Annotated in this window: 18 protein-coding genes; 14 read left to right on the forward strand and 4 right to left on the reverse strand. The window is 61.3% G+C overall.

The annotated features are described in order from the left end of the window. Positions 1 to 43: 43 nt before the first annotated feature. Positions 44 to 406, forward strand: a complete 363-nt coding sequence (locus tag BLS57_RS00500; protein WP_093738100.1) for an ArsR/SmtB family transcription factor — start codon at positions 44 to 46, stop codon at positions 404 to 406. Positions 407 to 615: 209 nt separating this feature from the next. Here the strand turns inward: BLS57_RS00500 and BLS57_RS00505 are convergent, their stop codons facing one another. Together BLS57_RS00505 and BLS57_RS00510 are read right to left on the reverse strand one after the other, a co-directional pair. Beyond that, on the reverse strand, positions 616 to 1518 hold the full coding sequence (locus BLS57_RS00505) for a DMT family transporter (protein WP_093738102.1): 903 nt from the start codon (positions 1516 to 1518) through the stop codon (positions 616 to 618). Continuing rightward, complete coding sequence (locus tag BLS57_RS00510) at positions 1506 to 2393, reverse strand: LysR family transcriptional regulator (RefSeq protein WP_093738104.1); 888 nt, start codon at positions 2391 to 2393, stop codon at positions 1506 to 1508. Before BLS57_RS00510 ends, BLS57_RS00505 begins: the two co-directional genes overlap by 13 nt. 126 nt (positions 2394 to 2519) lie before the next feature. On the opposite strand from BLS57_RS00510, the gene BLS57_RS00515 reads away from it, so the two are divergent. The 12 genes from BLS57_RS00515 (at position 2520) to rpmE (ending at position 9596) form a co-directional block, all read left to right on the forward strand. Continuing rightward, positions 2520 to 3104 carry an FMN-dependent NADH-azoreductase gene (locus BLS57_RS00515; protein WP_093738106.1) on the forward strand — a complete coding sequence of 195 codons (585 nt, stop codon included), beginning with the start codon at positions 2520 to 2522 and terminating at the stop codon, positions 3102 to 3104. Positions 3105 to 3325: 221 nt separating this feature from the next. Continuing rightward, positions 3326 to 4846, forward strand: coding sequence for a signal recognition particle protein (gene ffh / locus BLS57_RS00520; protein WP_093738108.1), 1521 nt, complete (start codon positions 3326 to 3328; stop codon positions 4844 to 4846). After that, complete coding sequence (locus BLS57_RS00525; RefSeq protein ID WP_093738110.1) at positions 4843 to 5151, forward strand: chorismate mutase; 309 nt, start codon at positions 4843 to 4845, stop codon at positions 5149 to 5151. The genes ffh and BLS57_RS00525 overlap by 4 nt, the downstream gene beginning before the upstream one ends. Before the next feature lie 48 nt (positions 5152 to 5199). Then, positions 5200 to 5586, forward strand: a complete 387-nt coding sequence (rpsP, locus tag BLS57_RS00530; RefSeq protein WP_007118056.1) for a 30S ribosomal protein S16 — start codon at positions 5200 to 5202, stop codon at positions 5584 to 5586. A 16-nt stretch (positions 5587 to 5602) separates the two neighbouring features. Beyond that, on the forward strand, positions 5603 to 6232 hold the full coding sequence (gene bluB, locus BLS57_RS00535; protein ID WP_093738112.1) for a 5,6-dimethylbenzimidazole synthase: 630 nt from the start codon (positions 5603 to 5605) through the stop codon (positions 6230 to 6232). After that, positions 6232 to 6381: a hypothetical protein gene (locus BLS57_RS19680; RefSeq protein WP_167356353.1), complete on the forward strand. Its 150-nt coding sequence runs from the start codon at positions 6232 to 6234 to the stop codon at positions 6379 to 6381. The genes bluB and BLS57_RS19680 overlap by 1 nt, the downstream gene beginning before the upstream one ends. Next, positions 6378 to 6905: a ribosome maturation factor RimM gene (gene rimM, locus BLS57_RS00540; protein ID WP_093738114.1), complete on the forward strand. Its 528-nt coding sequence runs from the start codon at positions 6378 to 6380 to the stop codon at positions 6903 to 6905. The genes BLS57_RS19680 and rimM overlap by 4 nt, the downstream gene beginning before the upstream one ends. Before the next feature lie 15 nt (positions 6906 to 6920). Continuing rightward, the gene (locus tag BLS57_RS00545) at positions 6921 to 7712 is read left to right on the forward strand and encodes a hypothetical protein (protein WP_093738116.1); all 792 of its coding nucleotides are present in this window, start codon (positions 6921 to 6923) and stop codon (positions 7710 to 7712) included. After that, the gene (gene trmD / locus BLS57_RS00550; RefSeq protein WP_093738118.1) at positions 7709 to 8497 is read left to right on the forward strand and encodes a tRNA (guanosine(37)-N1)-methyltransferase TrmD; all 789 of its coding nucleotides are present in this window, start codon (positions 7709 to 7711) and stop codon (positions 8495 to 8497) included. The genes BLS57_RS00545 and trmD overlap by 4 nt, the downstream gene beginning before the upstream one ends. A gap of 67 nt (positions 8498 to 8564) precedes the next feature. Then, positions 8565 to 8726, forward strand: coding sequence for a DUF1328 family protein (locus tag BLS57_RS00555; RefSeq protein ID WP_007118062.1), 162 nt, complete (start codon positions 8565 to 8567; stop codon positions 8724 to 8726). A 253-nt stretch (positions 8727 to 8979) separates the two neighbouring features. Beyond that, the gene (rplS, locus tag BLS57_RS00560; RefSeq protein WP_093738120.1) at positions 8980 to 9363 is read left to right on the forward strand and encodes a 50S ribosomal protein L19; all 384 of its coding nucleotides are present in this window, start codon (positions 8980 to 8982) and stop codon (positions 9361 to 9363) included. 11 nt (positions 9364 to 9374) lie between these two features. Then, on the forward strand, positions 9375 to 9596 hold the full coding sequence (gene rpmE / locus BLS57_RS00565) for a 50S ribosomal protein L31 (protein ID WP_093738122.1): 222 nt from the start codon (positions 9375 to 9377) through the stop codon (positions 9594 to 9596). Between the two features lie 178 nt (positions 9597 to 9774). On the opposite strand, the gene BLS57_RS00570 is transcribed toward rpmE, so the two are convergent. After that, positions 9775 to 10446, reverse strand: coding sequence for a hypothetical protein (locus BLS57_RS00570; protein ID WP_093738124.1), 672 nt, complete (start codon positions 10444 to 10446; stop codon positions 9775 to 9777). Positions 10447 to 10668: 222 nt separating this feature from the next. On the opposite strand from BLS57_RS00570, the gene BLS57_RS00575 reads away from it, so the two are divergent. Then, positions 10669 to 11478 carry a division plane positioning ATPase MipZ gene (locus tag BLS57_RS00575; RefSeq protein WP_093738126.1) on the forward strand — a complete coding sequence of 270 codons (810 nt, stop codon included), beginning with the start codon at positions 10669 to 10671 and terminating at the stop codon, positions 11476 to 11478. Positions 11479 to 11480: 2 nt separating this feature from the next. Here BLS57_RS00575 and BLS57_RS00580 read toward each other — a convergent pair whose 3' ends face one another. Further along, on the reverse strand, positions 11481 to 12365 hold the full coding sequence (locus BLS57_RS00580) for a DMT family transporter (RefSeq protein WP_093738128.1): 885 nt from the start codon (positions 12363 to 12365) through the stop codon (positions 11481 to 11483). Positions 12366 to 12376: the final 11 nt, after the last annotated feature.

The following is a 12376-nucleotide window of genomic DNA, read 5'->3' on the forward strand; positions in this document are numbered from 1 at the left end:
CGGCAATGCTTCCCCACGGCCTCTGTCCACGCTATGGGAAGGCATGACCCAGAACCTAGATCAGGTATTCGCCGCCCTCGCTGACCCCACGCGCCGCGCCATCCTCGCAATGCTGCTGGAAGACGATATGGCGGTGACGGATGTGGCCGAGCCCTTCGAGATGTCTCTCGTCGGGATTTCAAAACATTTGAACGTGCTGACAGCCGCAGGGCTGATCAGTCAGGAAAAACGCGGGCGGGTGAAATGGTGCAAACTGGAACCGGATGCGTTGCGCAATGCGTCGGTCTGGATGCAGGGGTTCGGGCAGTTCGAGCCGGTGAACCTAGATGCCTTCGAGAGATTTTTGGAAATAGAACTGCCCGATCCGGTGGAAGGCGTCACGCCGGGGGCAGATGTAGCAGAGTGATCCCCCCTCGCCGCGAGGTAAATAAGACGAGGGGAAGATCAATCGACGGTCAGATGACGCCGAAAGCAAACCGCAAAATAGCCAAAACCACTACGATCAAACCGATCAGGTATAAAATGCTACGCATGGAGTATCCTTTTACTTTGATTTCCTCCCCCAACGCAGAGCCGACGGGCCGGGTTCCGAAAAAATCCAAAAAATGCGCAAATCTATGATTTTTCTTGGCTATCATCTCGCAGTAGCAGGTAAAGCGCCAATATTGTGAGGGCCACACCGCCCCATACCAGCACCCCTGGCAGCGCATTGCCAAAGCCGAATTCCCACAGGATCACCCAGCTTGGCGTGAGATAGGTATAGGCCATGACTTTGGCCGAGGGCAGCCGCAGCGCCGCGAACTGCAAAAGCACTACGGTCGCCGCCGTAGCAAAAACCGCGACATAGAGAATGGTGATCCAGACCAACGGCCTCAACCCTGCCCAATCGGTTGCAGCGAGGTCTGACCAGCCATAAGCCGTCAATAAGACAGTGCCGGCCAGAAGTGTGCCAAACGTAAAGAGCACGGCGCTTTCGCCCCGGTTCAGCCAGCGCACCATCGGCGCATAAATCGCATGGCTGATGCAGCCGATAAAATAGATCGCCTCACCGCGCCCGACGTCAAAAGACAAAAGCGCGCCCAGATCACCGCGAAAGATCACCCAAAGCGCCCCCGCCCCCCCGATGGCCAAAGCCATCGCCATACGCGGTGTCATCACCTGCCGCATCAGCAACCAAGCGAACCCCGCCGCCATGACCGGAACGAGCGTGAAAACTGCCGCCGCCGAAACCGGGGGCGCGGTTTTGAGCCCCTCGAACATCAGCACGAAGTAAAGAGTGAACAGCCCTGCCAGCACAAAGTAACGCCAAGGCGCGGCGAAACCTGTGCGGAAATGATCACCGCGCGCCCAAGCCAGCGCGCCCACCAGCAAAGTCGCCAAGGCGAAGCGAACGGCATTCAGCGTGGTCGGCGCAATCTCATTCGCCACCTGCGCGCCGAGCGAAAAGGACCCGGCGACCAAGGCCGAGAAACACAGCATTGCCAAATGGCCCTGCGCCGACGGGCTTAGTCCGGGCATGCAACGGCTTCCTCAGCGTGTTCTTTTAAAAAGGCCAAAACCGCCTGAACCTTGCTGGTGCGGTGCAGATCGACATGGGTCACCAGCCAAAGCGCACTCGCCCAATCGACCCGTGGCGCATGAATTTCGATCAGCTCCGGATCGGCCCGCCCCTGTGCGGCGGGCAGAGACCCGATCCCCGCCCCCGCGCGCAGCGCCGCCTCCATCGCCGCCCCGCTGGAACTGCGCCACGTGATGCTTTCCTCCGGCACAGTCGACCAGAGCCATTTGTGGTAGGGCGCGCGGCTGTCGCGGTTGTCCACCGCGATAAAGCGGTGTTTGGCGTAGTCCTCTTCCCCCTGCGGGATGCCGTATTGCGCGACATAGTCGCGGCTCGCATAGGCACCGACGGCAAGCTGCGCATAGGGTTGCACGACATTGTCCGGCTGATCCGGCGCCGCCCCGGCGCGGACGGCGACATGAGCTTCGCCATACTCCAGCCGGAACAGTCGGTCGCCGATCAGGTAGCGCACCACCAATTCGGGATTTTGTCGCTGGAACTCGGTCAACAGCGGGGCCAGCCGGGGGGCGAGAAAATCTAACGAGGTGATGACCAATTCGCCCGAGACGTCACTGCCGCGCCCTTTGATCCGCCCAGCCAATTGGCTGAACTGGTCATCGGTCGCCCGCGCCACCCGCAACAGGTCTTCGCCCGCTTCGGTCGCGGTATATCCCCGCGCATGGCGCTGGAACAGCTTCACCCCAAGCCGCCCTTCCAACGCATCAATATGCCGGATCACCGTCGCATGATGCACGCCAAGCACATCCGCAGCGCCGCTCACCGTGCCGAGTTGCGCCACCTGATAGGCCGTTCTGATCTCATCCCAATTGTCCATCCTGCTCCCTACCAATCCAGTCTGTGCATTTACGAACATTGCCACGCGCATTCTGGCAGTTGCGTTCGTGAGTGCAATGGCCAAATCCATGGCATCAGTTTTACGCCTGAAACAAGGGACCAGCCCATGACCATCCTCCGCATCGAGACTTCCGTGAACCGCGAGCACTCCGTCACCCGCAAACTGACGGACCGCATCATCTCCACCCTCGACGACGCCAACGTTGTCACCCGTGACATTGCCACCAACCCGCTGCCGCTGATCGATTCCAGTTGGGCCAGCGCCCGCGTGAAGCCCGAAGACGAGCGCAGCGCGCTGGACAAAGAAGCCCTCGCCCTGTCGGACGCCCTCGTCGCCGAAGTGCAAGCCGCCGACACCATCGTCATCGGCGCGCCGATCTACAACTTCACCATTCCCGCTTCGCTGAAGGCTTGGATCGACCTCATCGCCCGCGTCGGCGTCACCTTCCGCTACACCGAAAACGGCCCCGAGGGGCTGCTGCAGAACAAGCGCGTCATCGTGGCCTTTGCCTCGGGCGGCACCGGACTTGATTCCGCCGCCGATTTCGCCAGCGGCTACCTGCGCTTTATGCTGGGTTTCCTCGGCCTGACCGATGTGACGTTCGTCGCCGCCGATCAGCTTGCCATGGACGCCGAAGGCACCATCGCGCGCGCCAACGCCCAGATCGACGCGCTGCGCCAAGCCGCGTGACCCTTCGCGCGGGGCCGCCCCTTGGCCCTGCGCAGCCCGCCTTGACTCGCGCCCGCACAGCGCGTAAACGGCCCCCAATCTCCGGAAGCATTGCCTTCCGGTCCCGGCCTTGCGTCGGGATCGCCCCCAGTCAGCGCGTTGCGCCCACTGGGGCATTTGTGCATTTTCGCGCGCGTCCTTAAGTAAGGGCAAGTGCAACCGACCCGAAAGGCCCTGTGCCCATGTTTGAAAATCTCAGCGAACGGCTCTCTGGTGTCTTTGACCGCCTGACCAAGCAAGGCGCGCTCAGCGACGAAGACGTCAAAACCGCCCTGCGCGAAGTCCGCGTCGCCCTGCTGGAGGCCGACGTCTCGCTCCCCGTGGCGCGTGATTTTGTCAAAGCGGTGCAGGACAAGGCGACCGGCCAAGCGGTGACCAAATCGGTCACGCCGGGCCAGCAGGTCGTCAAGATTGTCCATGACGCGCTGATCGACACGCTGAAAGGCGAAGGCGAGCCCGGCGCGCTGAAGATCGACAGCCCGCCCGCGCCGATCCTGATGGTCGGCCTGCAGGGTGGCGGTAAAACCACCACCACCGCGAAACTGGCCAAACGCTTGAAAGAGCGTGACGGCAAGCGCGTGCTGATGGCCTCGCTCGACGTCAACCGCCCCGCGGCGATGGAACAGTTGGCGATCCTTGGCACCCAGATCGGCGTCGACACGCTGCCGATCATCAAAGGCGAAAGCCCCGTTCAGATCGCCAAACGCGCCAAGACCCAAGCGGGCTTGGGCGGCTATGACGTCTATATGCTCGACACCGCAGGCCGTCTGTCCATCGACGAAGAGTTGATGCAACAGGTCAAGGCGGTGCGCGACGTCGCCAACCCACGCGAGACACTGCTGGTGGTCGATGGCCTGACCGGCCAAGACGCCGTGCACACGGCCGAGAATTTCGACGAACGCATCGGCATCACCGGCGTTGTCCTGACCCGGATGGACGGCGATGGCCGTGGCGGTGCGGCGCTGTCGATGCGTGCTGTGACCGGCAAGCCGATCAAATTCGTCGGTCTGGGCGAAAAGATGGACGCGCTCGAAACCTTCGAGCCGGAGCGCATCGCGGGCCGCATCCTTGGCATGGGCGACATCGTCGCGCTGGTCGAGAAGGCCCAAGAAACCATCGAGGCCGAACAGGCCGAAAAGATGATGAAGCGCATGGCCAAGGGTCAGTTCAATATGAACGACCTGAAGATGCAGCTTGAACAGATGATCAAGATGGGCGGCATGCAGGGCATGATGGGCATGATGCCCGGCATGGGGAAAATGGCGAAACAGGTTGAAGACGCCGGATTCGACGACAAGATCCTTAAGCAGCAGATCGCCCTCATTCAGTCCATGACCAAGAAAGAGCGCGCCAACCCTGCCCTGCTGCAAGCCAGCCGCAAAAAGCGTATCGCCCGCGGTGCCGGCATGGAGGTCTCGGACCTCAACAAGCTGATGAAAATGCACCGCCAGATGTCCGACATGATGAAGAAGATGGGCAAAATGGGCAAAGGCGGCATGCTCAAGCAAGCCATGAAGGGCATGATGGGCAAGGGCGGCATGCCCGGCGGCATGGACCCGTCCCAGATGGACCCCAAGGCGCTGGAAGCCGCAGCCAAGCAGATGGGCGGCAAGCTGCCCGGCGGCATGGGCGGCGGCAATCCCTTCGGCGGCGGCGGCATGGGTCTGCCGAGCGGGCTTAGCGGTTTCGGGAAGAAGAAATGACCGACACCACCACAGATACCGCCGCCCGCGCCGCCGAGCTGCTGAAAGAGCACCGCGCCAGCATCGACCGGCTCGACGCGATCCTCGTCTATACGCTGGGCGAGCGGTTCAAACACACACAGGCCGTGGGGAAACTCAAGGCCACACACGACCTTCCCCCCTCCGATCCGGCCCGCGAAGCGGCCCAGATCGAGCGGCTCGAAGATTTGGCGGAAGCAGCGGACCTCGACCCCGCATTCGCCAAGAAGTTCCTGAACTTCATCATCGCTGAAGTCATTCAGCACCACAAAAGCCACCAAACGTAAGACCGGGCGCTGCCCCTTCTTACACAGCAACCTAAAGGACTACTCACCATGGCCATGAAAATTCGTCTCGCTCGCGGCGGCTCCAAAAAGCGCCCCTTCTACCGGATCGTTGCCGCCGACAGCCGCATGCCACGCGACGGCCGCTTCATCGAGAAGCTGGGCACCTACAACCCGCTGCTGCCGAAAGACAGCGAAGAGCGCGTGAAGATGGACGTCGAAAAGATCGAAGCATGGATCGCCAAAGGCGCCCAGCCGACCGAGCGTGTGACACGCATGTTGGAAGCCGCTGGCGTCCGCGAAAAGACCGAGCGCAACAACCCCAAGAAGGGCACACCGGGCAAGAAAGCTCAGGAACGCGTGCAGGAGAAGGCCGACAAAGCCGCTGCCGCTGCTGAAGCTGCCAACGCCCCTGCTGAAGAAGCTTCCGCAGAATAAGCCGCGAGCGCCCGGCATGGATGAATTCTCTGAAGACTTCCGTGCCGGGCTGCACGACCTGATGCGATGGCGGCGCGATGTGCGCCGCTTTCGCACAGACCCGCTGGACGAGGCGCTGGTGCAAACCTGCCTCGACAGCTTTTCCCTCGCCCCCTCTGTGGGCCTGTCGGAACCGTGGCGGATTATCCGCGTCCAGTCCGACACCGCGCGCCAAGCCGCGCTTGAGAATTTCCAAACAGCCAATGCCCGCGCCCTTACCGGATACGACGGTGAGAAGGCCGAGCGCTATGCCGGGCTCAAACTGTCGGGCATGAGCGACGCGCCGGAGCAACTGGCGATTTACTGTGATGACAGCACCGACAAAGGCAGCGGCCTTGGGGCCGGGACAATGCCCGAGATGCGCCGCTATTCCGTGGTCGGCGCGATCAGCCTGATGTGGCTCACCGCCCGCGCCCATGGCCTCGGGCTCGGCTGGGTATCGGTGCTTGACCCTGCGCAGTTGAACCGTGATCTTGACGTGCCAAAGGACTGGTCGCTGGTGGCCTATCTCTGCATGGGCTGGCCGCAGGACAACAGCCTGACGCCGGAACTGGAAACCAAGGGTTGGGAGACCCGCGCCCCAAGTCTGAAGATCGAGACCCGTTAATGAAAAAACTACTGTTACTTCTGGCCGTGCTGGTGCTCGGCTTTGTCCTTGGCATCCGCTATGATCGGCAGTTAATGCAGGGCGAATGCAAAGCCGGTGCCGGGGAATGGACCGGGACGATCTGTGTGAATTCGGAGTTGTTGCAATGAGTGACCAAGACCTGATCTGCGTCGGTGCCATCGCCGGTGCCTACGGCGTGCGCGGCGAAGTGCGCGTGAAAAGCTATTGCGCCGCACCCGAGGATATCGAGACCTACCGCCCGCTGTATACCGAGGATGGCAGCCGGACCTTTAACCTTGCCCTGCTGCATCAGGTCAAAAACGGTTTCGCCGCCCGCATTGCCGAGATCACGACCAAAGAAGAGGCCGACGAGATGCGCGGCCTGTCGCTTTTCGCCGCGCGGGATCAACTGCCCAGCCTGCCGGATGATGAATTCTACCACGCCGATCTGATCGGGCTTGAGGTCTATGACACCGGCGGCACGCTGCTGGGTCGGGTGAAAACCGTGCAGAACCACGGCGCCGATGATCTGCTGGAGCTGCAACTGAAAGGCACCTCAGCGACCACCTTCCTGCCCTTCACCAAAGCCGCCGTGCCGACCGTCGATCTGGCCTCTGGCCGCATTGTCGCGGACCCGCCGCTCGGCGTGCTGCCGGACGCAGCAGATGGTTGATCGCGGGCGCTTGTAATGCCGCGCCGGATCATCCTGCATCCCGGCTTTCACAAGACCGGCACCAGCAGCATTCAAGCCACGCTGCGCGCCAACCGGCCCGCGTTGAAGCCCCATGTCGTCCTGCGACTGCGCTGGCATATGAAAGATCTGCTGCACGCGACGCGGGGCTATTCGACTTGGCGCGATCCTATTTCAATGCTGAAGGCCGAACATCGGTTCGAGACCATGCTCGACGGCCTGCCCCGGATGCCGCGCCGGACGTTGCTGATCTCGGCAGAAGAACTGGCGGGTCACTTGCCGGGCCGGGGCGATCTGGAGGACTACAGCGCGGCGCCAGAGTTGTTGGACCTGTTTTGCCAAGCACTCAAACGCCGTTTTCCGCGCGCTGAAATCATGGTTTACCTCTCAAGCCGCGCAGCCGAAGACTGGCTCATCTCAGCCTATTGGGAACATGTCAAAGCCTCATCCTTGACGCTAGATCTTGAGGCATTCACCGCCCGCTATGCCCCGGCCGCTAAGCTGGACGAGATGGTTGCCGAGATCACGCGCCGCCTGCCCTGCCCGGTGCATCATGCGGCGCTGGAAGACAGCCAAGACCTGCCGCTCGGCCCTGCAACGCCGCTGCTCAACCTCTGTGATCTGCCGCCCGACCTCATGGCGCAACTGACGCTACCACCCGCGGCGAACACGAGGCTTCCTGTCGATGTGCTGCAAGCTCTGCTTGACGCCAACCGCCAACACGCCGATGACCCGCAGGCGCGCCGAAACGCCAAGACCGCTATCCTCGAACAGGCAGACACCGCATGAAACCCACCCGCTCCCACGGTCGCCAAAGCGTGCGGCCCAGCCTGAAGCCCCGCACGTTAATGCAGGACACCCCCGACTATGCCGATGTCTGGCAGGCGCGGATCGTCACGCTGTTCCCCGATCTCTTCCCCGGCGTGCTGGGCGCGAGCCTGACGGGCAAAGCGCTGCAAGACGGGCGCTGGCAGCTGCACACCCATGACATGCGCGAATTTGGCATCGGCAAACACCGTAACGTTGACGACACCCCCGCAGGCGGCGGTGCCGGGATGGTGATGCGGGCCGATGTGGTTGGCCCTGCCCTGGCCGAGGCGCAGAGCCACGCGCGTGGCCGTTGGCCGATCCTTTACATGTCCCCGCGGGGGCGGCGGTTTGACCAAGCGATGGCGCGGGATTTGGCGGATTGCGCAGGTGTGACCATGCTTTGCGGTCGATTTGAGGGCGTAGATGAGCGGGTGATTGAGCATTTCGGCATCACCGAAGTCTCCTTGGGTGATTTCGTGATGACAGGGGGCGAATTGGCCGCGCAGGCGATGCTCGACGCAACCGTGCGCCTGTTGCCGGGCGTGCTGGGGAACGCCGAGAGCATCGAAGAAGAAAGCCATGCGAGCGGCCTGCTAGAACACCCACAATACACCCGCCCCGCCGAATGGGAAGGGCGCGCAATTCCCCCGGTGCTGATGTCGGGCAACCACGGCGAGATTGCAAAGTGGCGGCAGGCGCAGGCCGAAGAGCTTACCCAAAGACGCCGTCCCGATATGTGGGAAAAGCGTCACGGGAAGAAGTGAGCGATACGGCTAAGGAACCGCCACTCTCAGGCCGGCGTTATTCTCCTACATTGAAGGGAGATAACGCATGCTAGAGATTATTCTTATACTTCTGATCGTCGCCGCTGTTGCGGCTCTTCTGGGCTTTGGTCGAGTCTCGGGCGCGGCACTAACCGGGGCCAAAGTGCTCATCGGCATCGTGCTGGTGCTGTTCCTGCTCGTTGTCTTGGGCGTGATCGCGCTGGCCTAGCCTAACGCGGGATCAGGTGGCGCAACTGCCCCCTTGATCCCGCGCGCATCGCCGCCTATACCCCGCACATCCGGAATCGCTTTGGCGGCTCCGGTGCTTTGCGTTTCGGCGCAAGCGATAAAGCAATGACGATGATACCTCCGGCGGGGGCCCTGCGGTCAGAGATGACTTCGGCGCTGCCCGATAGAACCCGAAGCTCTGGGTCGCGACATAATTTCGTGGAATACCGCGAACATCATAGGAGATAGGTCAGATGAACCTGATCGCAGAGATCGAGGCGGAACAAGTCGCCGAACTGGGGAAAGATATCCCCGACTTCCGTGCTGGTGACACCATTCGTGTTGGCTTTAAAGTCACCGAAGGCACACGCACCCGTGTGCAGAACTACGAAGGCGTCTGCATTTCGCGCAAGAACGGCCACGGCATTGCCGGGTCTTTCACCGTGCGCAAGATTTCCTTTGGCGAAGGCGTGGAGCGTGTGTTCCCGCTACATTCGACCAACATCGACAGCATCACCGTTGTACGCCGTGGCCGCGTTCGTCGCGCCAAGCTGTACTACCTGCGCAGCCGTCGCGGTAAATCCGCACGGATTGTCGAAAACGCCCACTACAAGCCGCTCTCGGGCGCGAAAGCTTAAAGGACAGGTCGATGAAAGCCGATACACATCCCGAATACCACATCATCAACGTCAAAATGACCGACGGCACTGTTGTGGAAATGAAATCGACATGGGGCAAAGAAGGCGACCAGCTGTCGCTCGACATCGACCCTTCCGTGCACCCCGCGTGGACTGGCGGCACAGGCCGTATTATGGACACCGGCGGCCGCGTGTCGAAGTTCAAGAACAAATACGCAGGTCTGGGCTTCTAAGCCTTTACCCTCAATGCGAAAACAAAGGCGCGGCCCCTGTGGGTCGCGCCTTTTGCGTTTGGGCGGATGGGTGGCGACCGGCGTCTTAAACGCAGACGCGGCGGCCTTTGAAACGTCGTGCACGTTATTTGAGAAAGGATGAAGATTAGGGTGGTTTAGCTGCCGCTGAAGGCAGCGCTTAGCTGCGGCGTTCTTGTAGCGCTGCTTGTTCGCCATAGCCGTGCAGATGCGAGAGGACGGCGCCACAGGTGATCAGCAGGTAAGCCAAGAGTTCCGTGCCTTCTTGGACGGTGGTTTTAACCTGAGAGTCATAGCCTGCGCCCATTACGGCCTCCCAAAGCGCGCTGGTGCCGAAGGTGCGGGAGAAGAAAAGCAAAAGCACCACGCCGATATAGACGAATGTCGCGGAGCGCGTGGACAGGTGGTGAAGCAGAGGCAGGAGCGTCGTGCCGCGATTGCGCCATGCGATCCAGATGCCGACGGCTAGGGTGAGAAGTGCCGGATAGATCCAGAAGCCGTGGCTAATGCGATCGAGGGCTGCATCATATTCGCGTAGAAACATACAGGTGAACAGGGTCGCAGCCAGTGTCAGATACCCCCGCAACTCTTCCCGCTGGTAAGCCCCAAGCGCAAAGAGACCGGCTGCGATGGCCAACAGCGTATTATGCAGATGTTCGGTAATCGAGTCTTCGGATACGCCATCGCCCCAAACTGCGGTGTCGAGGTAAACGGTGATCGGCACCAAGGCCACGAGCAGAGCAAACAGCAGCAACTCTCCGACCACCGCCGCTAGGGAGGGTAGCGCCGTCTCTCGCTTGTTGTCGCTCTTAAAGAGCCCCGACTTCGTCACCTTATCACTCCTACGGCCATAGGCTGTTGTCAGCGCAAGCCGACAATTGTTCGTTTCAGACTAGTGAGATAGTGCGCGCTCAACGTCCTGCAAACTTGTCACAGCTTGGCGGGGGCTTTGTGTGGCAATGAGGCCTCGCCACTTTCCAAAGGCGCAAACCCTACATATAGTGGGACGCAACAATATCCTGCTGAAACAGCAGGCGTGAAGGGACAGCACTGTATGGCGCATATTATCGTCGTCGGAAACGAAAAAGGCGGCGCGGGCAAATCTACCGTCTCCATACATGTGGCGACGGCTTTGGCGCGGTTGGGGCATAAAGTCAGCGGTTTGGATCTGGACCTGCGCCAGCGGACCTTTGGCCGCTACATTGAAAACCGCCGCAACTTTACCCGTGAGTCTGGCCTTAATCTGGCGAGCCCGTCACTGTGTGAATTGCCTGATGTTGAGGCAAGCAGCCTGCGGCCGGGTGAGAACATGTATGACCACCGCCTCAGCGCCGCTGTTGCAGCGCTGGAGCCGGACAATGATTTCATCCTAATCGACTGCCCCGGCTCGCACACCCGCTTGAGCCAAGTTGCGCATTCCCTGGCGGACACGCTGATCACACCGCTTAACGACAGTTTCATCGACTTCGATCTGCTGGCCCATATCGATGCGAATGGCGAGAAGATCACCGGCCCGTCGGTCTATTCCGAGATGGTCTGGAACGCGCGACAGTTGCGCGCTCAGGCCGGGCTCTCGGCGATCGACTGGGTTGTAGTGCGCAACCGTCTGGGCGCGCAGCGGATGGTGAACAAAGAGAAGATGGAACGCGCGATCAATAACCTTAGCAAGCGGATCGGTTTCCGTACTGCGCCGGGGTTCAACGAACGTGTCATTTTCCGCGAGTTGTTCCCGCGCGGCCTGACCCTGCTGGACCTCAAGGATATTGGGGTGAAGCAGCTTAACATTTCCAACATCGCCGCACGGCAAGAGCTGCGCGAGTTGATCAAGGCGCTTGATTTGCCGGGGGTAACGGCGGACTTCTGAACCTAGTGGCGCGGCATTGGCGGCACCACGCGGCGGCGGCGCGACAGGGCGACGAGGTTTGACAGAAACAGCGCGCTGATCACGACTCCGCCGCCGATCAGGGCATAAATGCCGGGGTCTTCGCCCAAGACGGCCCAGACCAGCAGGGGCGCGAGCACAGACTCCAAAAGGACCAAAAGCCCGACCTCCGCACTGCTAATATAACGCGGGCCAAGCGCGATGAGGCCGGCGCTCAGGGCCATAAAGACGGCATAGAGCAGCATTTTCGGCAGTTCTTCGGTGGGCATTGCAAGCGGCGCGGCAACGGGGAGCAGTGCCAATCCGGCCAGCAGATAGGCCAGAGCCACGGCAGGCACCATCGACACAGCGCGCGCATGGCGCGCAGCGGTCAGAGCGCCTGCGAAGATTGCCGAGATGCTAAGGGCGACCAAGTCTCCGGCAAGTGCAGCATTCTCTGTCTCACCCGACCCAAACGCAATCACCGCCAGACCTAAGAGCACCGCTGCAATGGTAAAGAGCATGCGGCGGCTGATCGGCTCGCCCAGAAAAATACGGCTATAGATCGCAGCGAAGACGGGGAGCGATGCGAGGATGAAAACCACGTTCGCTACAGAGGTCAGCCGCACCGCCAGAACAAAGCCCACGCCTGCGCAGGCCACGCCGCCGATATAGATCGCGCTCGCCCAACCGCCTTGGCGCAGGGCGCGAAAGGGTGCGGTGCCTTGGGCGATTAGCAGACCGGCGCCAATTGCCAGCCCGACCAGCGTCACTTTCCAGAACGCGAGCGTCAGCATCGGCGCATCGATCACCCGCACGAAAAGCGCTTCGGGTACAATGCACATCACCCCAAGGAAGGTGAGCAAGAGGCCTTTGGTCTGATCTGTCATGGGGGCATCGG

It is taken from the genome of Sulfitobacter delicatus (assembly GCF_900102535.1).
In the GTDB taxonomy this organism is placed as follows: domain Bacteria; phylum Pseudomonadota; class Alphaproteobacteria; order Rhodobacterales; family Rhodobacteraceae; genus Sulfitobacter; species Sulfitobacter delicatus.

Bases quoted from the DNA above. Each gene is read 5' to 3' on its own strand.
- BLS57_RS00500 (WP_093738100.1), top strand. From the start codon at position 44: ATGACCCAGAACCTAGATCAGGTATTCGCCGCCCTCGCTGACCCCACG.
- BLS57_RS00505 (WP_093738102.1), bottom strand. From the start codon at position 1,518: ATGCCCGGACTAAGCCCGTCGGCGCAGGGCCATTTGGCAATGCTGTGT.
- BLS57_RS00510 (WP_093738104.1), bottom strand. From the start codon at position 2,393: ATGGACAATTGGGATGAGATCAGAACGGCCTATCAGGTGGCGCAACTC.
- BLS57_RS00515 (WP_093738106.1), top strand. From the start codon at position 2,520: ATGACCATCCTCCGCATCGAGACTTCCGTGAACCGCGAGCACTCCGTC.
- ffh (WP_093738108.1), top strand. From the start codon at position 3,326: ATGTTTGAAAATCTCAGCGAACGGCTCTCTGGTGTCTTTGACCGCCTG.
- BLS57_RS00525 (WP_093738110.1), top strand. From the start codon at position 4,843: ATGACCGACACCACCACAGATACCGCCGCCCGCGCCGCCGAGCTGCTG.
- rpsP (WP_007118056.1), top strand. From the start codon at position 5,200: ATGGCCATGAAAATTCGTCTCGCTCGCGGCGGCTCCAAAAAGCGCCCC.
- bluB (WP_093738112.1), top strand. From the start codon at position 5,603: ATGGATGAATTCTCTGAAGACTTCCGTGCCGGGCTGCACGACCTGATG.
- BLS57_RS19680 (WP_167356353.1), top strand. From the start codon at position 6,232: ATGAAAAAACTACTGTTACTTCTGGCCGTGCTGGTGCTCGGCTTTGTC.
- rimM (WP_093738114.1), top strand. From the start codon at position 6,378: ATGAGTGACCAAGACCTGATCTGCGTCGGTGCCATCGCCGGTGCCTAC.
- BLS57_RS00545 (WP_093738116.1), top strand. From the start codon at position 6,921: ATGCCGCGCCGGATCATCCTGCATCCCGGCTTTCACAAGACCGGCACC.
- trmD (WP_093738118.1), top strand. From the start codon at position 7,709: ATGAAACCCACCCGCTCCCACGGTCGCCAAAGCGTGCGGCCCAGCCTG.
- BLS57_RS00555 (WP_007118062.1), top strand. From the start codon at position 8,565: ATGCTAGAGATTATTCTTATACTTCTGATCGTCGCCGCTGTTGCGGCT.
- rplS (WP_093738120.1), top strand. From the start codon at position 8,980: ATGAACCTGATCGCAGAGATCGAGGCGGAACAAGTCGCCGAACTGGGG.
- rpmE (WP_093738122.1), top strand. From the start codon at position 9,375: ATGAAAGCCGATACACATCCCGAATACCACATCATCAACGTCAAAATG.
- BLS57_RS00575 (WP_093738126.1), top strand. From the start codon at position 10,669: ATGGCGCATATTATCGTCGTCGGAAACGAAAAAGGCGGCGCGGGCAAA.
- BLS57_RS00580 (WP_093738128.1), bottom strand. From the start codon at position 12,365: ATGACAGATCAGACCAAAGGCCTCTTGCTCACCTTCCTTGGGGTGATG.